3 protein-coding genes are annotated in these 26,618 nt (G+C 71.4%); all 3 read right to left on the bottom strand.

What is annotated here, in order from left to right; all coding sequences use genetic code 11:
- Nucleotides 1-77: 77 nt before the first annotated feature.
- From HV826_RS09650 to HV826_RS09640, 3 genes are read right to left on the bottom strand one after another with little or no spacing between them, the layout of a single operon-like run.
- A complete protein-coding gene (locus HV826_RS09650; RefSeq protein WP_176416710.1) occupies nt 78-4,625 on the bottom strand; it encodes a non-ribosomal peptide synthetase in 4,548 nt (1,515 codons plus the stop codon).
- The gene (locus tag HV826_RS09645; RefSeq protein WP_176416709.1) at nt 4,622-11,071 is read right to left on the bottom strand and encodes a type I polyketide synthase; all 6,450 of its coding nucleotides are present in this window, start codon (nt 11,069-11,071) and stop codon (nt 4,622-4,624) included. The genes HV826_RS09650 and HV826_RS09645 overlap by 4 nt, the downstream gene beginning before the upstream one ends.
- Nucleotides 11,068-26,613 carry a type I polyketide synthase gene (locus tag HV826_RS09640; protein ID WP_176416708.1) on the bottom strand — a complete coding sequence of 5,182 codons (15,546 nt, stop codon included), beginning with the start codon at nt 26,611-26,613 and terminating at the stop codon, nt 11,068-11,070. Before HV826_RS09640 ends, HV826_RS09645 begins: the two co-directional genes overlap by 4 nt.
- Nucleotides 26,614-26,618 lie beyond the last annotated feature (5 nt).

Below are 26,618 nucleotides of genomic sequence, written 5' to 3'. Positions count from 1 at the left end.
GACAAGGATTTGACACCACGCCTGCGTCTGTCTTTGGAGCCGATGGGCACCGACCTGTCAGGCCGATGCCCTGGTCTTCACCGCCCTCCGGGCGCGGCCAGGAAGCCGCGCTGCACCAGCGAGGAGAGATACGTCTTGATCAACGTGGCATCCACGGACGGACACGACGTCCCTGTTCCTCCCAACGCCTTCAGCGTGTGGCCGCTGTCGCAGACCACCATGCGCGGTCCACCCACGCTCCGGTCCTCGGGCGGCACCTGCTGGAGGAACAGGAGCAGGTCTCCCAGCTCACGGTCTTCCGGCGCCGCGAGGCCGAGCTCGGCGAGCCACTCGTCATAGGGGAGCACGCGCAGCCCGTAGCCGAAAGCGCGCATGTGGCTCCACATCTCGTCCGCTCGCACGGACTGCGGGTTGACCAGGTGGAACGTCTGGCCAATGGACTCGGGACGCAGGGACAGGTCCACGATGGCGCTGCTCACGTAGTCCACCGGCGTCACGTCCAGCAGCGCGTCCACGCTGGGCGCACTCCCCAACTGGACGCAGCCCTTGAGGGTCCTGCACACCAGGTCGTCCGTGTTCCACGCCCCCGTCCGGCTGTGCCCCGTCACCCGCCCCGGCCGGTGAATCGTCACTGGAAGTCCTCGGTGCGAGGCCTCACGCACGAGCTTCTCCGCCACCCACTTGCTCTGGGCGTAGCCGCCCGACAGGCTCGCAGCGGCTCCCAGCGGTTCATCCTCGCGGAAGGGCAGCTGGCGCCCCACGGGCAGCACCGAAACCGTGGAGACATAGTGCAGCGGCTTGATGCGCGTGCGCATGCACAAGCGCAGTATCTCCCGCGTACCAAGCACGTTCGCTGCGCGCATCGACTCGTAGGGGTAGATGAAGTTGACGAGCGCGCCGTTGTGATAGACGGCGTCCACCGCCTCCGACAGCCGCTGGAACTCCACTTCCGACAGGCCCAGCAGGGGCTGGCCGATGTCTCCCCGAACGGGGACGATTCGCTCCGCCAGGTCTTCGCGCCACAGCGAGTAGCTCTCCAGGTTCTTGCGGATCCGCGCCAGCCCCTCCTGCTCCGACTTGGAGCGGACCAGGCAATGGATGCGCGCCTGCGTCTTCTGGCAGAGCGCCTCCAGCAGGAATGCGCCGAGGAAGCCCGTGGCGCCCGTCAGCAGCACCGCGCGCGCGGGGCCGGAGGTCGGCGGCAGCGCCGTTCCCGGCACCAGCCCGGCCTCCAGCACGGCGTCCACCTCCAGCTCCGCCACCACGTCGTGGACCGGCAGCGCGCCCGTCTTCGCGGCCTCGATGGTGCGCGCCATCTCCTCCAGCGTCGGCGACTGCAACAGCGCCCTCAGCGGGATGTCCGCGCCCGACGCGGCCCGCGCGAGGACCAGCACCCGGTAAAGCAGCAGTGAGTGGCCTCCAAGCTCGAAGAAGTGGTCGTGCACGCCCACCTGCTCCACCCCGAGGACCTGACACCAGATGTCCGCCAGCATGGCCTCCCCAGGTGTTCTCGGCGCGACGTGCGCCTTCGCCGCGCCGGAGCCCACACGCTCCGGCGCGGGGAGCGCGGCGCGGTCCACCTTTCCGTTCGGCGTGAGCGGCAGGGCCTCCAGGCTCACGAACACGAAGGGCACCATGTACTCGGGCAGCCGGGACCTCAGGTGGTCGCGCAGCTCACCCGGCTCGGGGGCCTTCCCGTCGCGGCCCACCACATACGCCACCAACTGCTTGTCCGCGCCCGGGCCTTCTCGCACGACGACGACCGCATCGCGGAGGCCTGGGTGCGCCTGCAGCGCAGCGCCAATCTCTCCCAGCTCGATACGGAAGCCGCGGAGCTTCACCTGGTGATCCATGCGGCCCAGGTATTCGAGTTGCCCGTCCGGCAGCCACCGCGCCAGGTCCCCCGTCCGGTACAGGTGCGCGCCCGCATCCCCCGCGAAGGGAGACGTGACGAACCGCTCCGCCGTCAGCTCCATCCGGCCCAGGTAGCCTCGCGCGACACCATGCCCACCAATGTAGACCTCACCCGGCACCCCCACTGGCATGGGCTCTCGGTTCGCGTCCAGCACGTAGACCTGGGTGTTTCCCACGGGCCGGCCAATGGTCGGCGTCTCGCCCCGGTTCACACGGGTGAACGTGGAGTAGGTCGTCGTCTCGCTCGGGCCGTAGAGGTTGAAGACGTCCCGCACGTGGCCCAGGGCGTAGATGGCGTCGACCAGCGCCCCCGCCAGCGCCTCGCCCGCCAGGTTGACGGTGGTGACCGACGCCGGCACCCCGCCCCCTCGCAGCAGCGCGCTCATGGCCGAGGGCACGGTGTTGATGAGCGTCACCTCCTTCGCCGCGGGCAGCTCGGGCAACTCCAGCGCGTTCTTCGCGACGATGACCTTCGCCCCACGGCACAGGGGAGTGAAGATTTCAAAGACGGACAGGTCGAAGCAGATGGACGTCGACGCCAGCGTCCCCGCCAGCGACTCCGGCGAGAAGACGCTCTGGGCCCACTGCAAGAAGGCCACGGCGTTCCGGTGGTCAATCATCACGCCCTTGGGCTTGCCGGTGGAGCCCGAGGTGTAGATGAGGTACGCGAGCGACTCCGGCGTAGTGACACGCCCGGGGTTCGTCTCCGGCTCGGCGCCGAGGGTGGCGGCATCCGCGTCCAGGCACACCACCCGCGCCTCGGTGACGGGAAGCTCCGGGAGCAGCCGCTGCTGCGTGAGCAGCACGGGCACCTGGGCGTCCTCCAGGATGAGCGCCAGCCGCTCCTTCGGGTAGGCGGGGTCCAGTGGAACATAGGCACCGCCGGCCTTGAGGATGGCCAGCAGCCCGATGACGAGCTCCTCCGTCCGCTCGACGCAGAGCCCCACGCGCGCCTCGGGCCGCACGCCCAGCCGCCGCAGGTGATGGGCCAGTTGGTTCGCCCGGCGGTTGAGCGCGGCGTAGGTCAGCGTCCGCGCTCCGCTCACCACGGCCACGGCGTTCGGCGTCCGCTCCACCTGGGCCTGGATGAGCTCGTGCATGCACAGCGCCGGGACGCCGAGCGCCGGACCATTCCATGCCGTGAGCAGCCGCGTCCGCTCTTCCGCCGACAGCACGGGCAGCTTCGACAGGGGCGTCTCCGGCTTCGCGACGACGGCCTCCAGCAGCACCTGGAGGTGCCCCACCATCCGCTCCGCCGTCGAGGCGTCGAAGACCTCTCGCGAGTATTCGAGCATGCCAGCCAGGCCCTGTTCGCCGGAGGCCAGGATGAGCGACAGCTCGAACTTGGCGACGCCTTCCACGCTGCCGTCGGGCGCTCCGCCCAGGAAGGACCAGCGCGTCCCGGGCAGATCCAGCGTGGGCGCGGGGATGTTCTCCAGCGTGAAGCAGGCGCGCACCAGCGGGTTGAGCCCGCCCTCACGCGATGCACCGACCGCCTTCACCACTTCGCTGAAGGGCAGCGCCTGGTGGTCCTGCGCGTCGAGCACCGTCTTGCGCGCCCGGGCCAGCCACTGCGAGAAGGCCGGGTCCCCGGACACGTCACTCCGGAGCACCAGCGTGTTGGCGATGAAGCCGATGAGGTCCGGTGGCACGCTCCCGCGGTTCGCGGTCACCGTCCCCACGCCGAAGTCGACCTGCCCTGAGTAGCGGTGCAGCAGCGCGGCGAACGCGGCGTAGAGCACCATGAAGAGGCTGCAGCCTTCACGTTGGCCGAGCTCCCGCAGCGCCTCGCTCAACGCGGGCGAGAAGGCCACGGGCACGGTCGCGCCGCGGTGGCTCGTGGCGCTGGACACGCCACGGTCCACGGGGAGCTGAAGCGGCGGCAGGCCCTGGAGCTGCTCCTCCCAGAAGGCCCGCTCCCGGGCACCAGCAGGCCCCGCCAGCCAGGCCTGCTCACGCAGGGCCGACTCGGCGAACTGCATGGACACGGGCGGCAAGGCCGCGGCCTGCCCCCTCACGAAAAACGCGTAGAGCGCGGACAGCTCCCGGACGAAGACGCCAAGCGACCAGCCATCCGTGATGATGTGGTGCTTCGTCACGAAGAGCGCGGAGTCGTCGTCGTCCAGGGACACCAGCGTCACGCGGAACAGGGGCCCCTGGGACAAGTCGAAGGGCTGCTGGGCCAGGGCCTCCGAGCGCCGTCGGACCTCCTCGTCGCGCTGCGCCTCCGTCAGCCCTCGAACCTCCACGACGCGCAGCGACGCGCCCACGTCGGGCGACGCGATGAACTGTCTTGGACTTCCGTCCACCTCCGGGAAGGACGTCCGGAGGACCTCGTGCCGCCGGACCAGCTCGTCCAGGCTCCGGCGCAGCGCCAGCGGGTCCAGCGCGCCGCGGACCCGCAATCCCAGATGGACGTTGTACTGCGCGGTGCCCGGTGACAGCCGGTCCAGGAACCAGAGCCGCTCCTGGCCGCTGGACAGTGGGATGACCTGGGGCCTCGTGACGGGCTGCTCCGATCCGCTGCCCGCCTCGTTGCGCGCGGTGTGCTTGCGCAGGAACGCGAGGATGTCGGCCTTGTTCGCCGCCAGCTCGGTCCGCAGCTCCGGCGTGAGGACGGCCTTTCCCGCCTCCACCACCAGCTTGTCACCGTCGACACGCAGGCGAACCCCCCTGGCCGCGAGGGTGCCCAACAGCTCCCGTACACTCATAGGACGAAGACCTCGTTGTCGTTGGTTTCGACCGCCTCTGCCTGGGTTGCGAGCGTCTCAGCCAGGGCGCGATCCATGACCTCACTCTGGAGATGCGCGCAGAGCGCATCCAGCGTCGGGTGCTTCCAAATCAGTGACGCCGGGAGCGACAGCCCCAGTCCCGACGCCAACCGGTTGCGCAGCTCGAGCCCCATCAGCGAGTCGAGCCCGAAGCCCTGCAGCGGCGCCTCCGCGTCGATGCGCGCGGAGTCGAGCCGGAGCACCCGGCCCAGCTGCTCGCGAACGAACTTCTCCAGCGCCACCCGCGCGTCCCGAGGCGTCGCCGTCCGCAAGGCTTCAAGCAACTCCACATCCCTGGCGGCCCGCGCGTCCTCCCCCGCGTTGGCCGGGACGAGCTCCGACAGCCAGAGCGAGGACTTCGCGCGCGGATAGAACTCCACCCACTTGTGGAGGTCGAGCGGCATGACGGCCATCTGCGTCACGTCACCATCCAACAGCCGGCCCAGGATGGCGTTGCCTTCCGCGGGCGTCAGGCTGTCGGAGCCCCGCTGCGCCAGGCGCACTCCCCGGTTCGACTGCGCGGCGGCCAGGCCGACCTCGGAGAAGGGCCCCCAGTTGATGCTCAGGCCTGGCAGCCCCAGCACCCGGCGGTGATGGGCCAGCGCGTCGAGGAAGGCATTGGCTGCCACGTAGTTCCCCTGCCCTGGTGCGCCAAACAGCGAGGCCGCCGACGAGTACAGCACGAAGAAGTCGAGCGGCAGCTCGCGCGTCAAGACATGCAGGTTCCAGCCACCGAGGACCTTGGGCGCCATCACCCGGCGGAAGCGCTCCACCGTCTGCTGCAACAGGACGCCGTCATCCAGCACACCCGCCGCGTGGATGACGCCTCGCAGCGGTGTGCCCCCCTCGGCAATCTCCGCGAACACCCGGGCCACCTGAGCGCGGTCGGACACATCCGCGCCCATCACCCGCACGCGCGCCCCCTCCGCTTCGAGCGTGGCCACGTCCGCCTGCTGCGCGGGCGTCAACGTGGTGTCACGCCCGAGGAGGACGAGGTGACGCGCGCCCTGCTCCACCATCCACTTCGCCACCGCGAAGCCCAGTCCTCCCAGGCCGCCCGTCACCAGGTACGTCCCATCCGCGCGGAGCCGTCGAGCCCCCGTGGCCGGCACCACCACGCGCGCCCCGGGATGATTCAGGGTGAGCGTGCTCACCTCTTCGATGGCTGAAGGCAGGCCCCCGGCCTCGAAGGCGTCCTTCACCTCGCGCCACAGCCGGGCGAACCGGTCGGGCTTGCGGCGCGCGAAGGTGTGCACGTCGACCACGCACCACGCGACGTTCGCAGCCCCGGCCGAGGGCGCTTCAGACGTCCCTCGCAAGTCGATGACGCGAGCCCCCTCCGCCAGCACGGCGAGGCTCGGACCGTGGCCGACAGCGCCCGGCGCGATGACGGCCAGGTCCACCCCTCGGCCTCCCGTCGTATCCAGCAGCGCTGTGGCGAATGAAGCGTCCGCGGGGTCCACGACGTGGGCGGCGCCGAGCTCCAGCAGGGAGACCCGCTGGCCGTCCGCCGTGGCTTCGGCGAAGACCTCCGCCCCCATGCGCCGTGCCAACTGGATGGCCGTTCGCCCGAGTCCGCTCGTGGCCCCGAGGACCAACACACGGTCTCGCTTCTCCACGCGTCCCAGGTGGAACAGGCCGTACCAGACAGGCAGCACGGTCGCCGCCAGCGCCGCGGCCTCTTCGTGCGACGCCGAGGGCGGGCGCAGCGCGGTGTTCCCAGCGGGCACGCACAGATGCGAGCCGAGGCCCGACGTCACCAGCGCGAGGCGCTCCTCGCCCACGGTGACGTCCTTCACGCCCTCGCCCACGGCCACGATGCGTCCACTGCACGCGGTGGCACCTGCTTCGTCCCAGCGCTCCGGGTTTGACGACCTGCCCAGGCCCGGACGCGCCGCCACGCCGACTTCGAGTTCGACCTCTCCAGGCCCCGGCGGACGGCGGACCGCGGACCGGTACTCCTGGCGCCCTTGCGCATCACGCTCGACCCGGAAGGGTTGGCCCTCGGCGGGGACGACCGCTTCATGGGAGGCCCTGCCGGGCTCGCCACGGACGATGCGGCCGACATGCCGCCCATCAGGGCGGAGGGAGAGTTCCTCCTCCGCGTCCGCCACGAGCAGCTCGCGCACCAGCGCGCCAGCGGCGTCCTCGATGCTCATGCGCGCGGACACGTCCACCCGCGTGCACTTCAGCTCGGCGTGCTCCTGCGCGAGCGTGCGCCCCAGGCCCCACAACGGAGCCTGCACGACGTCCGAGGCGGAGCGGCTGTCCGCTCCATGGTGGAGCCCCGTCGTGACCATCCACAAACGAGGCGGACTCGACAGCCCCATCCGGGAGAGCCCCTGCACGAGGTGCAGCACGCCGCCGCAGCCCATCAACGGGTCCACGTCGCCTGACTCCAGGCCCGTCAGGTGAATCACGCCGCGCGCGGCGGCCCCTGTGCCGAACGTCTCCGTCAGCACCTCATCGAAGGCCATCGGCGACGATACATCCACGGCGCGGCGGCCCGGCCTGGAGCCACCCAGGTCGATACGGGTGACTTCGCCCTGGCGCGCGCGGAGCTGTGACTCCACCGAGTCCGCCAGCTCACTGCCGTCCGCGATGAGCAACCAGCGCCCGCCCGCCTCGGCGCCCCAGGCCTGGAGCGGCTCGACGGCGGGGGCATGGCGCCACTCCTGGGCGAAGAAGAGGTCCCTGCCCTCCGCGCCCGCCACGGGAGCATCCAGCTGCTGAACCCGCAGCCCCAGCGCCTCCAGCAGCACCGTGCCGGACGCATCGCGCAGCACCAGGTCGAACGCGTAGACGCCTCGGCGCGTGCCCTCGGGTGTCCGCATCCGGACGTGGCAGAAGGCCTCCGCCTCGGGCAGGGCGTGAAGCCGCAGGTTTTCGAGCGCCACCGGGACAGCGGGCCCCGCGTCCCGTGGCACGTCCTCCGGAGGCACCGCGGCGGACACCAGTTGGAAGCAGGCGTCGAGCAGCGCGGGATGGACTCGATACGCCGAGGCCCGCGTGGCCAACGACTCCGGCAGGCGGAGGTGGCCGATCGCCTCCCCTCGCCCCCGCCAGACCTGCTGCACGCCCTGGAACGCGGGCCCGTAGGCCACGCCGTTGCGTGCCAGCGTCTCGTAGTGCGCCGCTTGGGTCAGCACGTCGGGGCAGCGCTCGCGGATGACCTCCAACGGCTCGGGCGCCCGCGGCGACGGCCCTGTCTCTAGGAGACGGAGCTGGCCCACGACGTGGGTCATCCACCCCGCTGGCGCGCTCGACTCCGTCTCCGCCTTCTGGCTCGAGAGCTGGAACGTGAGGGTGCGGCCCTGCTCGCCGTGCAGCGCCAACTGGACGGTGCGCTCCTGGCCCTCGGGCAGGAGCAGGCCCTCCTTGAAGGAGGTGTCGACCAGCTCATGCGCTGCGCCGCCCGACAGCGCGTGCGCCGCGGACAGCGCCATCTCCAGGTAGGCCGCGCCTGGAACCACCACCGAGCCCGCCACGCGATGGTCCGCGAGGAACGCGGGCTCGCTCGCGCTCAGGGTGGATTCCCAGAAGCGGGTCTCCTGCTGCACGGAGGTCGTGAAGGAGGTGCCCAGGAGCGGATGCCCCCCCGAGCGCGCGAAGTGGCCTCGCGCCGCGCGCGTGGGCCCCAGCTCCAGCCAGTGCCGTTCCCGCTGCCAGGGATACGCGGGCAGTGCAACGCGCCGCCGCTTGTCCGGATGCAGTCGGAGCCAGTCCACGCGGTCCACTCGGGTGGCCAGCGCGCCCAGGGACGCGAGCAGCGTCGGCCACTCTTCCTGCTCCCGGAGGAGGCTCGGGACGACCAGGCCTCGGCCGGAGGCGTCGCCTTCGCGCAGCATCGCATCCACGAAGGGCACCAGGATGGGATGGGGGCTCAGCTCGATGAACAGGACGTTCCCCTCCTGGATGAGACGCTGCACCGCGTCCGCGAACAACACGGGCTGTCGCAGGTTGCGCACCCAATACGCGGCGCTCAGCTCCCGGCCGTCAATGGGGGCACCCGTCACCGTCGAGTAGAGCGGCACCGTGCTGCCCGTGGGACGGATGCCAGCCATCCGCTCGAGCAAATCCTGCCGGAGCGGGTCCATCTGCGGACTGTGGGACGCCACGTCCACCTTCACCCAGCGGCAGAAGACCTCGCGCTGCTCCAGGCGCTCCAGCACCTCCTTCAGCGCGGCCGGGTCGCCCGAGAGCACCGTGGCCTTCGGGCCGTTGCTGACGGCGATGGCGATCCGGTCCTCCGCGCCCCGCAGCTCCGCCTCCGCCTGCTCGCGCGAGAGGTCCACCACCGCCATGGCGCCCTTGCCACTCACGCGCCGGAGCAGCTTGCTGCGCTCGCAGATGATGCGCGCGGCGTCGTCCAGCGTCAGCGCACCCGCGACGTGGGCCGCGGCGACCTCGCCCATGCTGTGCCCCACCACCGCGTGCGGCTCCAGCCCCAGTGAGCGCCACACCGCCGCGAGCGACACCTGCAAGGCGAACAGCGTCGGTTGGATGACGTCGATGTCATTCCAGCGCGGCTGCTGCTCGGGGTTCGTCAACAGCTCGCGCAGCGACCAGTCCGTATAGCGGCCCAGCGCCTCGTGGCACCGGTCGATGGCCTCGCGGAACGTCGCATCCTCTGCGTACAGCCGCCGTCCCATGCCGAGCCACTGCGAGCCCTGCCCGGGGAACACGAAGACGACCTTCTGGCTGTTGCTCCGGCGTCCCACGGACAGGCCAGGGTGACTCTCTCCGGCGGCATACGCGTCGAGCTGCGCGACCAACTCCTGTGAGGACTTCGCCGCGAGCGCGAGCCGGTGGTCATGGTGCGTGCGGCACAGGGCCGCCGTGTAGCTGAGGTCCGCGAGCGTCCCCACGCCCTCGCCCCTCAGGAAGGTGCTCCACGTCCTGGCCAGGTCGGCCAGCGCAGGCGCCGTCTTCGCGGACAGGACGACGAGCTGCGCCTTCCCGTCCTCCGTGGGCACGGGCGAGGACGTGGTCGAGGGGGCCTCCTCCAACACCACGTGCGCGTTGATGCCGCTCAACCCGAAGGAGCTCACGCCCGCGATGCGCCGCCCCTGGAGGGCCGGCCAGGGGACCCGCTCGACGGGGACACGCGCGGGGATGCGGTCCCACTCCACATGGGGGTTGGGCGTATGGAAGTGCAGGTGCGGCGGAATCTCCCGGTGCTGGAGCGACAGAATCGTCTTGATGACACCTGCGATTCCGGCGGCTGGCTCCAGGTGGCCGATGTTCGTCTTCACCGAGCCGATGAAGAAGGGCTGGTCCTCCGGGCGTCCCTTGCCCAGCACGGCCCCCAGGGCCCGCAGCTCAATGGGGTCACCCAGCGGCGTCCCCGTGCCGTGGGCTTCGATGTAGCCCACGAGGGCCGGCGACACGCGCGCGTTCTCCAGCGCCTTCGTCACGACGGCCTGCTGCGACGGTCCGTTGGGCACCGTCAGGCCGCCGCTGGCCCCGTCATGGTTGACGGCGGAGCCACGAATCAGCGCGAGGACGTCGTCGCCGTCACGCTGCGCGTCCGACAGGCGCTTGAGCACGAGGATGCCGCAGCCCTCGCCTCGCACATACCCGTCAGCCGCGGCGTCAAAGGTCTTGCAGCGACCGTCGCTCGCGAGCGCCTGCATGCTGCAGAGGCAGACGGTCGTCTCAGGGGACAGGATGAGATTGACGCCGCCCGCGAGCGCGAGGTTGGACTCGCCGCGCCGGAGGCTCTCACAGGCCAGGTGGAGCGACACCAGCGAGGACGAACACGCCGTGTCGATTGGCATGCACGGCCCCTGCAGGCCCAGCACGTAGGAGATGCGCCCCGGGACGAAGCTGTAGCCGTTGCCCGTCGCCATGTACCCGTCGAAGCGGGTCGCGTCATTCTCCTTGAGCAGGCGCGCCATGTAGTCGCTGGACATCACCCCCATGAAGACGCCCGTCTTGCTGCCCATGAGCTGACCGGGCGCCACGCCCGCGTTCTCCAGTGCCTCCCACGCGACCTCCAGGGTGATGCGCTGCTGCGGGTCCAGGCTCGCCGCTTCCCGGGGCGCGATGCCGAAGAACTCGGCGTCGAAGTGCTCCACGTCATCGAGGAAGCCACCGCGGGTGCCGTACATCTTCCCCGGCATCCCGCGCGTCGCGTCGAAGTAGGCCTGCACGTCCCAGCGGGACTCGGGCACCTCGCGGAGCGCGTCCACGCCGTCTCGAAGGATCCGCCAGTACGACGGTCCATCAACCGCGCCACCGGGGAAACGGCAACCCATTCCGATGACGGCGATGGGCTCGGTCCGGGCGCGCTCCACCACCTCGAGGCGGGCCTGCATCTTCTCCACGAGCAACGCGGCGCGCTGCAACGCGGAGGGCTCGGCTGTCTTTGGCGAGTTGCTCATGATCCTTCTTCCATCAGTGCGGCGAGCTTCGCTTCGAGCGAAGCGGCGAGCTCATCCGGTGACAGCTCCATGATTCGGTCGAGAAGCACCGTGTCCTGGGCCTCCCCCTGCCCTTCCGCGGCCAGCTGCGGCTCCTGGCCGAAGACTTCGCCCAGCAGGTAGGCCGCGATGGCCTCCGCCGTCGGGTAGTCGAAGACGAGCGTCGAAGGCAGCGACGCACCGACCGTCTTCTGCAGCCGGTTGCGCAGCTCCAGCGCCATCAACGAGTCCATTCCCACCTCGAACAGCCGCTGCCGTGGCTCCAGTGGCGCTGAGGACTCCAGCCCGAGCACCCGCACCGCGGCGTCCAGGACGTGCTCCAGCAGCAGCGCCATGCGCTGGCGGGGTTCCGCGCTGTCGAGCCGGCGCCGCAGCTCGGAGGCCGACGGGCCGTCCGCCTCGGGCTCGGCACGCACCTGGCCCGCGACGTCGGCGAGCAGCGTGGGCGCCGCGTCCCGGGGAAACTGCGCCAGGTAGCGCGACCACTGCACCTGCAACAGGGTGAGCTGCGGCTGCGCGCGGCAGAAAGCCTTGCCGAGAGCCTCCAGCGCCTCGGCCGGGGTGAAGGCCTCCACTCCCTGCGCCTGGTAGCGGGACGCGAGCTCCGCGGCCATGCCCACCTGGGCCCAGGGGCCCCAGTTGATGCTCAGCGCCGGGAGCCCCAGGGCACGCCGGTGATGCGCCAGCGCGTCCAGGAAGGCATTGGCCGCCGCGTAGCTTCCCTGCCCCGGCGCGCCCAGCAGCGACGACGCAGACGAGTACAGGACGAAGAAGTCGAGCGGCTTGCCCTGCGTCAACGTGTGCAGGTGCCACGCGCCGTCCACCTTGGGCGCGAGCACCCGGGTGAAGCGCTTCCAGTCCTGTTGCAGGAGGACGCCGTCGTCCAGCACCCCCGCCGCGTGGACCACGCCGCGCAGCGGCGCAAGCGACTCCGCTTCCGCCAAGGCGCGCCGGACGTCTTCCTGCTTCGACACGTCCGCCTGGAGCACGAGCACCTTCGCCCCCGCCGTCTCCAGCGCGCGGATGGCCTCTTGCGCTTCGGGCCTGGGGCCGCCGCGTCCGAGGAGCACCAGGCTCCTGGCGCCCCGCTCCACCATCCACCCGGCCAACGAGAGGCCCAATCCACCGAGCCCGCCCGTGAGCAGGTAGCTCGCCTCCGGGTTCAGGCGGAGCGGCTCCGTCCGCGTCACGTCCCGCGATTCGCGAAGGCGGGCCACGTGACGCTGCCCTTCGCGAATCACCACCTGCCGCTCACCGTCGGTGGCGCCCAGCTCGCGCCAGATGGCGTCGGCCGCGTCCCCCAGGGCGGAGGGGTCCAGGTCGATGAGCGCGCCACACAGCTCGGGGTGCTCCTGCGAGAAGACGGCGCCCAGGCCCCAGAGGGGGACCTGCTCCATCGCCAGCGGCGTGGGACGCGTGTCGAGCGCGCGGGCGCCCCGCGTCACCCACCAGATGCGCGCGGTGAGGGCGGAGTTCGCCAGCGCCTGGGCCAGGGAGAGCGCGCTGCCCGCCCCCAGTTGGTGCGCCGCTCGCAGGGCCTCCACCTCCTCGCCACCGGGCCCACGCAGCGCCCAGAGGTGGACGATGCCGCCGAGGGGCTCGCCGGGAAGCACCGCTTCCTGGAGCAGCCGCGCGTAGTCGTCGGGCCGCTGCGCATCCAGCGTGAAGCGGCCTTCGCCATGACGAACGAACGCCGCTCCCGGATGGACCAGTACCGGGCGACCGCCCTGCTTCTGGATGCGCTCCGCGAGCGCCTCCGCGGTGCCCGCGGTGTCAGCGAACACAATCCAGCAACCAGCTTCGGGCGTCGCCTCGGACGCGGGCCGCGGCTTCCAGCCCAGCTCGTAGAGGGAGTCCCGCTGGCCGTGGCGCAGCACCGCCATCAGGGCCTCGCGCGGCGCTCGCTTGTGCTTCAGCCCCTCAATCTCGATGAGTACCTGGCCCTCCGCGTCGACCACGAGGACGTCGCCGGTGATGACCTCGCCGACGGCTTCCTCCGCGTCCCTGCGCACGGCGTAGGCCCAGACGGGGCCGGTGGGCTGCGCGTGGAAGCGGAGGCGCTCCACGGAGATGGGGACGTAGACGGTGCTCAGCATCGCGTCCTCGCGGATGAGGTCCGTTCCCATCGCCTGCAGGAAGGAGTCGACCAGGCCCGGGTGGACGTACAGGCTCCGGTCGTCCTGCTCCGTGGGAAGGCGCATCTGACACAGCGCCTCGCGGCCTCCGCTGTGGATGCGCTCAATCCAGCGGAACGCGTGCCCCAGGTTGAAGCCGATGTCCCAGTTGCGCTCGTAGAGCCCGCCGTCGAGCTGACGCGCGCAGCGCGCCTCGATGTCCTGTCGCGAGAGGGGCGCGGGACGCGCGGGCCCGTCTCCGCTCAACAGCGTCCCCGTGCCGTTCAGCAGCCATCCCTCGGTCTCCTCATCGGCGGTGGCGGAGAGGCTGTAGAGCTCGAAGTCGTACCGCCCCTGTCCCTTGGGCGCGAGCACGAGCTGCACGAGCTGCTCCTCATCGTCCGCGAGCACGATGGGCTGCGAGAAGACGCACTTCTCGATGGTGTACGGCCCCGCGCCGAACGACTGCGCCGCCGTCGCGATGATGCGCGCGATGTGGCACGAGCCGGGCACGACGATGGTGCCGTAGAGCCGGTGGTCCTCCAGGAACGGGAGCGACCGCGCGCTGTAGCGGCCCTCGAAGACCAGAGACTTGCTCAAGGGCGAGCGCACCCGCTGGCCGACGAGCGCCTGCGCCGTGGTGAGCGTCGAGGGTGTGCGGGACGCCTTCGGGGCATCCAGCCAGTGCCGCTGGTGCTGCCACGGGTAGACGGGCAGCGCGACACGGGTCCGGCGGCGCTCGCCGTTCAGCGCGCTCCAGTCCACGTCCACGCCCTGGGTGTAGAGCGCGGCCAGGCTGGAGAGAATCTGCGCCTGCTCGGGCTGTCCCTTGCGCAGCGACGGCAGCCAGGTGCCCGCGTCGTCCCCCAGGCCCTTGAGCGCCATGCCCGTGAGCGTCGGATGCGGGCCGACCTCCACGAAGACGGTGCCGCCCAGGGCCCGCAGCGCCATGAGGCCGTCGTGGAAACGCACGGCCTCACGGACGTGGCGGCGGAAGTACCCGGCGTCGAGCACCGTGCCTTCCTCCAGCACCTGCCCCGTGACGTTGGACACCAGGTGGATTCGCGGCGCCCGGAAGGCGAGTGCTCCCGCCGCCTTCTCGAACGCATCCAGCATCGGCTCCATCAGCGGCGAGTGGAACGCGTGGGACACGGTGAGCCGCCGAGCCTTGAAGCCCTGCGCCTGAAGCGCGGCGGAGAGGGCCTCCACTGCCTCACGCTCGCCCGCGATGACGGTGTCCGTGGGTCCGTTGACCGCGGCAATCGACACGCGGTCCGCGTACGGCGCCAGGGCCTGCGCGACGACCGCCTCGCTCGCGGTGATGGCCACCATCTCCCCGGCGCGAGGCAGCGCCTGCATGAGCCGCGCGCGCCGGGTGATGAGCCGGAGCGCGTCCTCGAGCTCCAGCACGCCCGCCACACACGCGGCCACGTACTCACCCACGCTGTGCCCCAGCACCGCCCAGGGCTCGACACCCCAGGAGCGCCACAGCTCCGCCAGGGCGTACTCCAGCGCGAAGAGCGTCGGCTGCGTGTACCCGGTGTCGTCGATGCGCGCGTCCGTCCCGTGCATCACCGAGAGGAGGGAGTGGCTCCACTCGCCCTCGAGCAGCGCGTTGCACCGGTCCAGGGCCGCGCGGAAGACGGGCTCCGTTTCGTACAGCTCACGGCCCATGCCCGCGTACTGCGCGCCCTGTCCCGTGAAGACGAAGACGACCTTGGGCGCTTCACCCTCGAAGCGGTGCTGGGCCAGCCGGGGCACTTCGTCCCCTCGGGCGAAGGCTTGCAGCCGCTCCCGGGCCTGCTCCGCCGTCTCCACGACGAGCGCCATGCGGTGGGAGAAGGACGTGCGCTGGGTGTTCGCCGCGTGGGCGACATCCGCGAGCGACAGCTCCGTCCGCTGGGCGAGGTGCTCCCCGACTCGGCCCACGAGCTGCGCGAGCGCACCCTTCGTCTTCGCAGAGAGCGCGAGCACCTGCGCGCCGCGCTCGGACTGCGCCTTGAATGGCTCGGGCCGCGGCGCCTCCTCCACGAGGATGTGCGCGTTGGTGCCGCTCAAGCCGAAGGCGCTGATACCGGCGATTCGTGGACGCGTCCGCTCCGGCCAGGGGGTGACCTGCGTCGGGATGTCCAGCGGGAAGCCGTTCAGCTCGATGTGCGGGTTGAGCTTCTTGAGGTGCAGGTGCGGCGGGATCACGCCATGCCGGTGCGCCAGGACGACCTTGATGAGCCCGGCGATGCCCGCCGCGGCCTCCAGGTGGCCAACGCTGGTCTTCACCGAGCCCATCATCAGCCGCTGCTGGGGCGCGCGGCCCTCGCCGAGCACGTTGGCCACGGCGCGGACCTCGATGGGGTCACCGAGCGACGTGCCCGTGCCGTGCGCCTCGATGTAGTCCACGTCGGAAGGCGCGACGTTCGCGTTGGCCAGGGCGGCGCGGAGGACCTGCTGCTGGGCATCCCCGTTGGGCACGGTGAGCGCGCTGCTGGGGCCGTCGTGATTGACGGCCGAGCCACGGATGACGGCGAGGATGTCGTCACCATCCCGCTTCGCATCCGACAGGCGCTTGAGGACGACCATGCCGCAGCCCTCGCTGCGCACGTAGCCGTCGGCGGCTTCGTCGAACGTCTTGCACCGGCCGTCCGCCGACAGGGCCCGGAGCTGCGCCAGATAGATGGTGGAGTGCGGCGCGAGCGTCATGTTGACGCCACCCGCCAGCGCCAGGTTGGCCTCGCCACCACGCAGGGCCTGGCAGGCGAGGTGCACGGCCACCAGTGACGATGAGCACGCCGTGTTGAGGCTCATCGCCGGCCCCTGGAAGCGGAGCAGGTAGGCCAGCCGGCCCGCGGCGAAGCTCGCGTCGTTGCCGGTGGCGATATAGGCGTCGCCCGCCGCCGACGCGCTGCCCACGCCGTTGAGCATCGCGTACTCGTTGCTGCCGATGCCGACGAACACCCCCGTCTTGGTGTTGGCCAGCCGCGCGGGCGCGAGCCCCGCGTGCTCCAACGACTCCCAGGCGACCTCCAGCAGCAGCCGCTGCTGTGGGTCCATGTTCGAGGCCTCGCGAGGCGCAATCCCGAAGAACTGGGCGTCGAACTGATCCGCGTCGTCCAGGAAGCCGCCCCAGCGCGTGTATGTCTTGCCAGGGACGCCCGGCCGCGCGTCGTAGTACTCGTCCACCTTCCAGCGCGAGGTGGGGACCTCGCGGATGGCGTCCACGCCGCCCTCCAGCAGCTTCCAGAAGGCGTCGGGGCCCGAGGCCCTCGGGACGCGGCAGCCGATGCCGATGATGGCAATGGGCTCCGTCGCGTTGCTCACGACGCGGCCCGTCTCCTCGGTCGCCTCCACCTCCAGCCGGAGCACGTCCTTCAGCAGATACGTGGCGAGGGCCAGGACGGTCGGACGGTCGAAGGCGATGGTGGACGGGAGCTGGACACCGAAGCGCGCCACCAGCCGGCGCCGGAGCTCCACGGCGGTGATGGAATCCATCCCCGTGTCGAAGAAGCCCTGCTCCAGCTTCACCGCCGCGCTGGACGCGAAGCCCAGCACCCGGGACACCTCCTCACGCACCCACGACGTCACCAGCTCCTTGCGCCGCGCTGGCGTGGCGTTGCGCAACTGCGCCAGTGCCTCGCTGCCGTCCACTGACGCCACCGGCGTGGGCGCGGAGGACGACGCACCGAGCGCCTCCAGGAGCGGCCTGGGCGCTCGCGCCTCGTACACGGACTTGAAGAGGCTCCAGTCAATCCGCGCCACGCTCCGTTGCGTCACGTCCGCTGCGAGCAGCGCTCCGAGCAACTGGAGCCCGCTCTCCACGGTGACACCGCGCACGCCGATGCGCTCGAACCAGCGCAGCCCTTCCTCGGCGACCATGCCCTCGGCCGCCCACGGCCCCCAGTTGATGCTCAGCGCGTGCTGGCCCTGGGCGCGGCGATGGTGCGCCAGCGCATCGAGGAACTGGTTGCCCGCGGCGTAGTGCGCCATCTGCGCCGAACCCCACACCGCCGAGCCCGAAGAGAAATAGACGGTGAAGTCCAGGTCCAGCCCCTGCGTGACCTGGTGCAGCACCCAGCCCCCCGCCACCTTCGGGCGCAGGATGGAGGCGAGCTCCGCCTCGTCCATGGCCTCCAGCGACACCTGCGTGGACACGCCCGCTGCGTGGATGACGCCCTTCAGCGGAGCCGGGCCACGCTGGACGGCGTCGATGACCTCCGTCATGCGTACCGCATCCGCCACATCGGAACTGAGGGCGTGGACGACGGCGCCCTCCGCTTCCATGGCCTCGATGGCGGCGACCTGCCGGCCCACGTCACTGTCGCGGGGCATGGCGGCCCACGCGTCGCGGCCCGGCAGTCCCTTCCGGCCCAGCAGCACGAGGTGACGCGCCCCCTGGGAGACGAGCCAGCGCGCCACATGGAGTCCCAATCCGCCCAATCCGCCCGTGACGAGGTACGTCGCATCCGCGCGAAGCGTGAGGCGGGCACCGCCTGCGGCAGGCGCCGCGGGAACCAGCCGAGCAACGTAGCGGGTGCCACCGCGGAAGGCCGCCTGGTCCTCGCCATCCGCTCCGGACAGCTCACGCCACAGCGCCTCCACCTCGCCCTCCGGCGCGGCGGGGTCCAGGTCCAGCAGCCCGCCCCAGACCTCCGGGTGCTCCAGCGCCAGGACACGGCCCAGGCCCCACAGCGGCGCGTGTATGGGCGAGCCGCTCGTGACGTCGCCCACCGGCTGGGCCCCCCGCGTGCACAGCCACAAACGGGCGCCGCTCGCGGACGGTGCCTTCACCAGTGCCTGCACCAGCCGCAGCGCCGTGTGGACGCCTCGCTTCTGTGCGGACTCCACCTCCGCGAGCGTGGGCTCCGCGCCGGACACGCTGTCCGCGCCCCACAGGTGCACCACGGCCTTCACCAGGCCCACGTCCTGGAGCAACCGCGCGTAGTGCTCGGCGTTGTCCGGGTGGATGGACCGCACCTTCTGGCCTTCGACGACCGCGACCTCACCGGGGACGACCAGCCAGCACGACTCGCCCTGGGCTTCCAGGTGGGCCGTCAGCGCGGCACCTGTGCCCTCGCGGTCCCCGAAGACGAGCCAGGTCCCTTCGTTCATGGGCGCGCGCGACGACGGTGCCTCGCGCTCACGCGCATGCCAGGTGATGTCGTAGACCCAGTCATCCGGACGCGGGGCGCTCGACGTGTCCACGCCCCGGGCCACGGAGGTCCGGGTCAACGTCGTCACGGGAGCGTCGTCAATCCAGTACCGCAAGCGCTGCCATGGGTAGAGCGGCAGCGCCGCGACCCGGCCTCCCTCCGGGAAGAGCCGGCTCCACTCCACGGGGTAGCCCTTCACATAGAGCCCGCCCAGCGCGCCCAGCATCACCGTCTGGCCGTCCCGCCCCTTGCGCAGCGACGGCACCACAGCGCCTTCCAGCTCGCGGCGTCCCAGCGCCTGCGACACGTACCGGCCGAGCGCGGGCTGGGGCCCCAGCTCGACGAAGAGCCGCTGCCCGTCCGCCAGCAACGCTTCCACCGCCGCCGAGAACCGCACCGGCTCGCGGACGTTGCTCGCCCAGTACGCCGCGTCGAGGGACGTGCCGTCGACGGCCTCGCCGCTCACCGTCGAGAACATCGGGATGGACGTCGGCCGCGTCTCGACGTGACTCAGGACCTGGGTCAGCTCGGCCTGGAGCGGTGCCATCTGGTGGCTGTGGAAGGCGTAGTTGACGCCCAGGTCCCGTGTGGCGACACCTCGCGCACGCAAGCTTTCGAGCAGCGCGCCGAGCGCCGCCGGCTCACCCGACACAACGACACTCCGGGCGTCGTTGATGGCCCCCACCGACAGCCGGTCCACGTAGGGCGCCAGCTCGCGCTCGGCCTCTTGGGGCGACAGTTCGACGGAGGCCATGCGACCCTGGCCCGTCGCCTTCTGCATGATGCGGCTGCGGTGCGCCACCAGCCGAGCGGCCTCGGCCAGGCTCAGCGCGCCGGCGACGTGCGCAGCGGCCACCTCGCCCACGCTGTGCCCCACGACCGCGGCCGGGCCGACGCCCAGCTCACGCCATGCGGCCGCGAGCGCGACCTGGATGGCGAAGATGGCGGGCTGGGCCACCTCCGTCTCCCCCAGACGGGACTCGGGGCCGTCCGCCATCAGCGCGTCGATGATGGAGTTCTGGGTGTGCGGAGCCAGCGCCGCATCCACCTCGCGCAGCGCGGCGGCGAAGGCTTCGTTGCTCGCGAAGAGGTCGCGCCCCATGCCCCGCCACTGCGAGCCCTGGCCACCGAAGATGAAGACGACCTGCTCCCGGCGCCCCTCCGCGACGCCCGTCGTCAGGTACGGCGGCGCCCCGTCTTCGAGGAACGCCTGGAGCTGTTCGCCCCACTCCGCCGCCGTGCGGCCAGCCACCGCGAGCCGGTGTTCGTGGGGATTGCGCCGCAGCGCCGCGGTGTAGGCGAGGTCTTCGAGCCGCGGCGCCACGTCCCGGGGTTGAGCCAGGAGTGCGTGGTACGAGCGGGCCAATGCGCGCAGGGCGCCATCGCTCCTCGCGGACAGCGTGAGCAGGCGCGCGGCCGTCTGGGTGGCCTCGGACACGGGCGAAGACGCCGGCGCCTCTTCGACAATCACGTGCGCGTTCGTCCCGCTGATGCCGAAGGAACTCACCGCCGCGTAACGGCGCCGCTGGGAGGCCGGCCAGGGCTGTTGCTGCGTCGGAATGGCGAAGGGCGTGTCCTCGATGGAGATGCGAGGGTTGAGCGCCTTGAAGTGCAGGTGCTTCGGGATGGCCTCGTGACGGAGCGCGAGGAGCACCTTGATGAGGCCCGCCATGCCGGCCGCCGCCTCCAGGTGACCGATGTTCGTCTTCGCGGAGCCGAGGAAGCAGCGCGAGTCATCCTCGCGCCGGTGGCCGTAGGTCTCCCGAAGCGCCTCCACCTCTATCGGGTCGCCGAGTGGCGTCCCGGTTCCGTGGGCTTCGATGTAGCCAATGTCCCTGGGCGACACCTGGGCCGCCGTCAGGGCCTCGCGAATCAGGGCCTGCTGCGACAGCACGTTGGGCGTCGTCAGGCCGGTGGAGCCACCGTCCTGGTTCACCGCCGAGGCGCGAATCACGCCCAGGACGTTGTCACCGCTGGCCAGCGCATCCGAGAGCCGCTTCAGCACCACGACGCCGCAGCCTTCACCCCGGACGAAGCCATTCGCCCGTGAGTCGAAGGTCCGGCAGCGCCCATCCGGAGACAGCGCCGTCAGCTTGGAGAGCCAGGAGCTGGGCCGCTGGGACAGGAGCAGATTGACGCCGCCCACGAGCGCCGCGTCGCACTCGCGGTTGCGCAGACTCTGGCCAGCCAGGTGCAGCGCCACCAGTGAAGACGAGCACGCCGTGTCCACCGACAGGGCCGGCCCCCGCAGGTCCAGCAGGTACGAGAGCCGCCCGGCAATCACGCTGTTGGAGCAGCCGATGACGGAGTAGACGTCACCCTCCACGTCGCGCTCCGCCTGGAGCATCGCGTAGTCATTGCCGCAGACACCGACGAAGACACCTGTCCGAGTTCCCGACAGGCGCGCCTTCGGCAGGCCCGCATCCTCCAGCGCCTCCCATGCGACCTCGAGGAGCAGGCGCTGCTGCGGGTCCATCGCCACGGCCTCGCGTGGCGCGATTCCGAAGAACTCCGGGTCGAAGCCATCCACGCGGTCCAGGAAGCCGCCCCAGCGCGTGCCCTTGTGCTCCGCCGCGTCCGCGCTGCTCTTCCAGCGGTCAGCGGGGACCTCGCGGACTGCGTCCACGCCTTCACTCAGCAGCCGCCAGTACGCCTCCGGGTCGTTGGCGCCGCCCGGGAAGCGGCAGCCCATGCCGACGATGGCGAGCAGCTCGGGGCCCTGCGCCGTCGCGCCCGCCACCGGAACGGCCTGCGCCTCCTTCGCCACCGGGCGCACCGGGACGCGGGCTCCCTCGTCGAGGACAGGCTCCAGCTTTCCCAACAGGTGCGCCGTCAGCGTCCGCACCGTGGGATAGGCATAGGCCAGCGTCGCGGACAGCGTGAGCTTCAGCCCGGACTCGAGCCGGTTGCGCAGCTCCAGCCCCGTGAGGCTGTCCATCCCGAGGTCTCCAAACGGCTGCTCGGGGTCGATGCGCGCCGGCTCCATGCGGAGGATGCGCCCGAGCTGCTCGCGCAGGTAGCCCTCCAGCACTCCCCGCCGCAGGGAAGGCTCCGCCGCCGCGAGCAGCTGCATCGCGCTGCCCCTGCGTGACGCCGGCGGGCTCACCCGCTCCTGCATCAGCCCGGAGAGGAAGGGAGACTGCGCCGCGCTCAGGTAGAACTCACGCCATTGCCGCAGGTCGAGCGGCACCACGGCCACCTGGGCGGCGTCCTTCGCCAACAGGCGCCCCAGCGCGTCCAGGGCTTGCGCGGGTGGCATGTTGCCCACGCCGCGCAGGGCCAGGCGGTCGCCCCGGTTCGTCGCCACCGCGGCGAGGCCCACCTCGGCCCAGGGGCCCCAGTTGACGCTCAACGCGGGGAGCCCCGCCGCACGCCGGTGGTGCGCGAGCACGTCCATGAAGGCGTTGGCCGCCGCGTAGTTGCCCTGCCCTGGCGAGCCGAGCATCGACGCCGCGGAGGAGAACATCACGAAGAAGTCCAACGGGCGGCCCAGCGTCTGGGCATGCAGATTCCAGGCGCCCTGGACCTTCGGAGCCAGCACCGCGCGGAGCCGCTCGGCGTCGAGCTGCGCCAGCACCCCGTCGGCGATGACACCCGCCGCGTGGACAAGGCCGCATAGCGGCGGCAGCTCCGCATCCATTGAAGCCAGAAGACGCGTCACCTCATCGGCGCGGGTGACGTCCGCCGTGTAGACGCGCACGTCGGCGCCGCTTGCACGGAGGTCCTCCAGCGTCCGGTTCGCCTCGTCGCTGGGCGCGCTCCGTCCGGTGAGCGCCAGGTGCCGGGCGCCTCGCTGGACGAGCCACTTCGCCACTTCCAGCCCGAGCCCGCCCAGACCGCCGGTGATGAGATACGCGCCCTCCGCCGAGAGCTCACGTGGCTCGGTCGCCTTGCCACCCGCGACACTCCGCCCCAGCCGGGCGACGTGGCGCTGACTCCCGCGCAGCGCGACCCGGTCCTCCGCGCCGTCCGCCAGGAGCTCCCCGGCCAGCGACGTGACTTCCTCGGGGGACGGCTGCGCGCTCAGGTCCACATGGGCGCAGCGAAGCTCCGGATGCTCATGCGTGATGACGGCCGCGAGGCCCGCGAGCGGCGCGGCCCCCGGAGCGCCCGGCGCAGAGTCCTGGGCGAGGACGTGCAAGCCCGACGTCACCAGCCACAGGCGCGGTGCGTCGCGCCAGCCCCGCTGGGCCCACGCCTGGAGCAGGGACACCACGCTGGTCCCGCTCAGCGTCACGGCCTGCGCGAAGTCGTCTGGCTCCGCCACGCTGGACGCCACGTCGAGCCCGTACAGGTGCACCATGCCCTTGCACGGCGACTGCTCGCTGAAGGCGTCTCGGAGGAGCGCCTGGAAGTCCTCCAGGCGCGACGGGTTGACGCGGTAGTGGTCTTCGGACAGCCGCGCGTAGGCAGGCCCCGCCTCCACCACGACGCAGGCCTCGGCGTACTCCGCGAGCCCCCGGACCAGGGACTGTCCGACGCCACGCGCGTCCGCGAAGACGAGCCACCGGCCCGCACCACGCGCGGCGCCAGCGTCCTGCCGGGCCACGCGCTGCTGCGGCTGCCACTGGACGGAGTACATCCACCGGTCCACTTCATCGACAGGCGTACTGGCCGCGGAGATCTTCTTGCAGACCAGCCGCTGCACCTCCGCCACCACCCGGCCCACGTCATCCAGGAGGGTGACATCGCACTCGATGGCGCTCGCCCCCGGAGCAGCCCCGTTGACGATGCGAACGTGACTCCAGAGCGCGGCCTCCGCCGGAGCCAGGGCGCGCAGCCGGGAGAAGGACGACGGGACATACACGCCGCCTTCGCCGTCCACCCCGCCCAGCGCCGCCGCGAGGACCTGGAAGCAACCGTCGAGCAACGCGGGGTGCAGGTTGTACCGGGCGTCTTCCGCTGTCCGCTCGCCCGCGAGCTGCACGCGGCCCAGCGCCTCACCGTCCGCGCGGTAGAGCTCCGTGACGACGCGGTAGCTGGGGCCGTAGTCCAGGCCGATGTCGCGCAGCCCCTGGTAGTGCGCCTCCACGGACACCGGGGTACTCAGCCGCGCGCGCAGCGCCTCCAGGCCCGCGGGCTCCGTAGACGTCGAGTCGCCCGGGCGCAGGGTGCCTTCCGCATGGAGCGTCCAGTTCAACTCATCCGTCGGCGCCTCCCGCAGCACGGGCGCGCTGAAGAGCCGGAACGTGTGGGTCCCCGAACGCTCCGCGGAGAGCCACAACTGGAGCACCCGCTCCGCGTCCTCCGGGAAGGCCATGAGCGCGCTGAAGCTCACTTCTTCCAGGGAGACGGGTGCCCCCAGCGTCTGGCTGGCCGCGCTCAGCGCCATGTCGGCCATGGCCGCCGCGGGCAAGGCGGGCACGCCCTGGACGCGGTGCTCCGACAGCAGCGGGAAGTGCTTCGGGCCCAGCTGCACCTGCCACAGCCGGGTGACATCCCCCTGCGCGGACAGGTCGATGCGCTCACCGATGAGCGGATGCCCGGTGGTGGACCTCGACGTCCGCGCCGCGCGGGACACCGGCTCCATCCAGAAGCGCTCGCGCTGCCAGGGGTACGCAGGCAGCGGCACGAGCAGCCCCTTGCCCGGGTACAGCCGGCTCCACGCGACACGGTGGCCCACAGCGTAGAGGGCGCCCAACGAGGACAGGAGTGAGTGCCGCTCGTCCTCTCCACGCCGCAGGGAAGCCAGCACCACGCCCTCCGTGTCCACGGCGCCCAGCGTCTGCTCGACGGCCGGGAGCAGCACGGGGTGCGGGCTCACCTCGATGAACACGGTGTGCTCGCTCGCCAAAAGCTGCCGTGTAGCCGCCTCGAAGCGAACCGGGAGGCGGAGGTTGTTGCCCCAGTGGGCGGCGTCCAGCTTCGCGCCCTCCAGGAACCCACCCGTCACGGTGGAGCAGACGGGCACCTGCGCGGCACGCGGGGAGATGCGCGCCACGCGGCCCTCCAGCTCGCGGCTGATGACCTCCACCAACGGCGTATGCGACGGCACGTCCATCTTCACCCAGCGGGTGAAGACGCCGCGCTGCCCCAGGGCCGCGACTGCCTCCTGGACCGCCTCCGGCTCCCCCGACAGCACCTGCGCGCGGGGGCCATTCAGGCCGCCCAGCCAGAGCTTGCCGCTCCAGGGACGGATGGCCTCCTCGGCCTCCTCCGCCGACAGCTCGACCAGCGCCATGGTCGCGCCGCGGCCGCCCAGGCTCCGCATCAGCTTGCTGCGGTGGCAGATGATGAGGCAGGCATCCTCCAGGCTCAGCGCGCCAGCCACGTGCGCGGCGACGACCTCGCCCATGCTGTGGCCCATCACCGCGTCGGGCTCGATGCCCCAGGAGCGCCACAGCGCCGTCAGCGCCACCTCGACGGCGAAGAGGACTGGCTGGTTGATGTCGATCTCCGCCAGGCGCGAGCGCTGCTCGTCCGCGGCGATTTCGTCGAGCACACTCCAGCCCAGATGGGGCCGCAGCGCCTGGTCCACCTGGACGAGCGCGTCCCGGAACACCGGCTCCTGCGCCATCAGTGCCCGGCCCATGCCTGCCCGCTGCGCGCCCTGCCCCGGGTAGACGAAGACGACCTTCCGGCGCGCGCCGAACGCCTTGCGGCCCGTCCAGGTGCCCTCGGGCAGCTCGCCTCGCGCGAAGGCCCGGAGCCGCTCCGCGGTGCGCTCGGGAGCGTCCGCCAGTACCGCCAGCCGGTGGGTGTGATGGGTGCGGTGGGACGACGCCGTGTAGCAGACGTCGGAGAGGCGCACCGCCCCACCCCGGCCCAGGCGCTCCGCATGACGCTCCGCGAGGGCCTGGAGGGCTTCACGGCTGCGCGCGGACAGGGGCAACAGCTCCGGCCGGGGTGGCAGCGCCTCCTTCGCCGTCGGAGCGGGTGCCTCTTCGAGGATGACGTGGGCGTTGGTGCCGCTGATGCCGAACGAGCTGACGCCCGCGCGGCGGGGCTGTCCGGACGTCTCCCACGGGGTGAGCCGCGTGGGGATGGTGAGCGCGCTGCCCTCCATCTGGATGCGCGGGTTCACCTGCTTGAGGTGCAGGTGCGCCGGGATGCGCTGGTGACGCATCGCGAGGACGACCTTCATGATGCCCGCCACGCCCGCCGCGGACTCCAGGTGTCCCAGGTTCGTCTTCACCGAGCCAATGCCACACACGCCACCATCCGCGCGCGGCGCGCCGTAGGCCTCGCGCAGCGCCTCCACCTCGATGGGGTCACCGATGGGCGTCCCGGTGCCGTGCGCCTCCACGTAGCTCACCTGCTCCGGCTTCAGCCCCGCGCTGTCCAGCGCCTGACGGATGAGTGCCTGCTGCGAGAGCACGTTGGGCGTGGTGAGCCCGGTCGACTTGCCATCCTGGTTGATGGCCGAGCCACGAATCGTCGCCAGGATGTGGTCACCGTCCGCGAGCGCATCCGACAGCCGCTTCAGGACGACGATGCCGCAGCCCTCCCCGCGGGTGAAGCCGTTGGCCGAGGCATCGAAAGCCTTGCTCCGGCCGTCCGGCGCGAGCGCCTGGAGCTTGGCCACGAGCTGCACGGACTGCGGCGAGAGAATCAGGTTCACACCGCCGGCGAGCGCCATGTTGCATTCGCGCGCCCGCAGGCTCTGGCAGGCCAGGTGGAGCGACACGAGCGAGGACGAGCACGCCGTATCCACCACCAGGCTCGGGCCCTGGAGGTTGAAGAGATAGGACAGGCGGCCGGAGAGGACGCTGGCGGCGACGCCCGTGGCGCTGAACGCGTCGCCTGTCTCCGGCTGCTCCACCTGCATGCAGTGGTAGTCGTCATTGCAGGCGCCGATGAAGACGCCGCTGCGGCTGCCCGACAGCTTGTCGACGTCCAGGCCCGCGTCCTCGAGCGCCTCCCACGCCACCTCCAGCAGCAGGCGCTGCTGGGGGTCCATCCGCACGGCCTCGCGAGGAGAGATGCCGAAGAAGCCCGGGTCGAAGCCGTCCACCGCGTCCAGGTAGCCGCCCCAGCGCATCGCGCCTTCCCCAAGACCTGAGACGTCCTCCCGGGGCCACCGGTCGAGCGGAATCTCCCGCACGGCGTCAACGCCCCCTTCGAGCAGACGCCAGTAGGCCTCCACATCGTCCGCCTTCGGGAAGCGGCACGCCATGCCCACGATGGCGATGGGCTCCTTCGCGGCGCCCTCCACGGCACTCAGCCGCGACTGCATCTTCTCCAGCGCCACCAGCATGCGCTTGGCGGGAGACAGCTCGTTCGACTCGTCAGTGCGATTTGCCATGTGGG

The organism is Myxococcus sp. AM010 (assembly GCF_013372585.1).
Taxonomy (GTDB): Bacteria; Myxococcota; Myxococcia; order Myxococcales; family Myxococcaceae; genus Myxococcus; species Myxococcus vastator.
This window is presented reverse-complemented; position numbering and strand designations above follow the sequence as displayed.

What these genes read in the sequence shown, in the direction of transcription:
- HV826_RS09650 (WP_176416710.1), bottom strand. Translation starts at nt 4,625, where the DNA reads ATGAGTGTACGGGAGCTGTTGGGCACCCTCGCGGCCAGGGGGGTTCGC.
- HV826_RS09645 (WP_176416709.1), bottom strand. Translation starts at nt 11,071, where the DNA reads ATGAGCAACTCGCCAAAGACAGCCGAGCCCTCCGCGTTGCAGCGCGCC.
- HV826_RS09640 (WP_176416708.1), bottom strand. Translation starts at nt 26,613, where the DNA reads ATGGCAAATCGCACTGACGAGTCGAACGAGCTGTCTCCCGCCAAGCGC.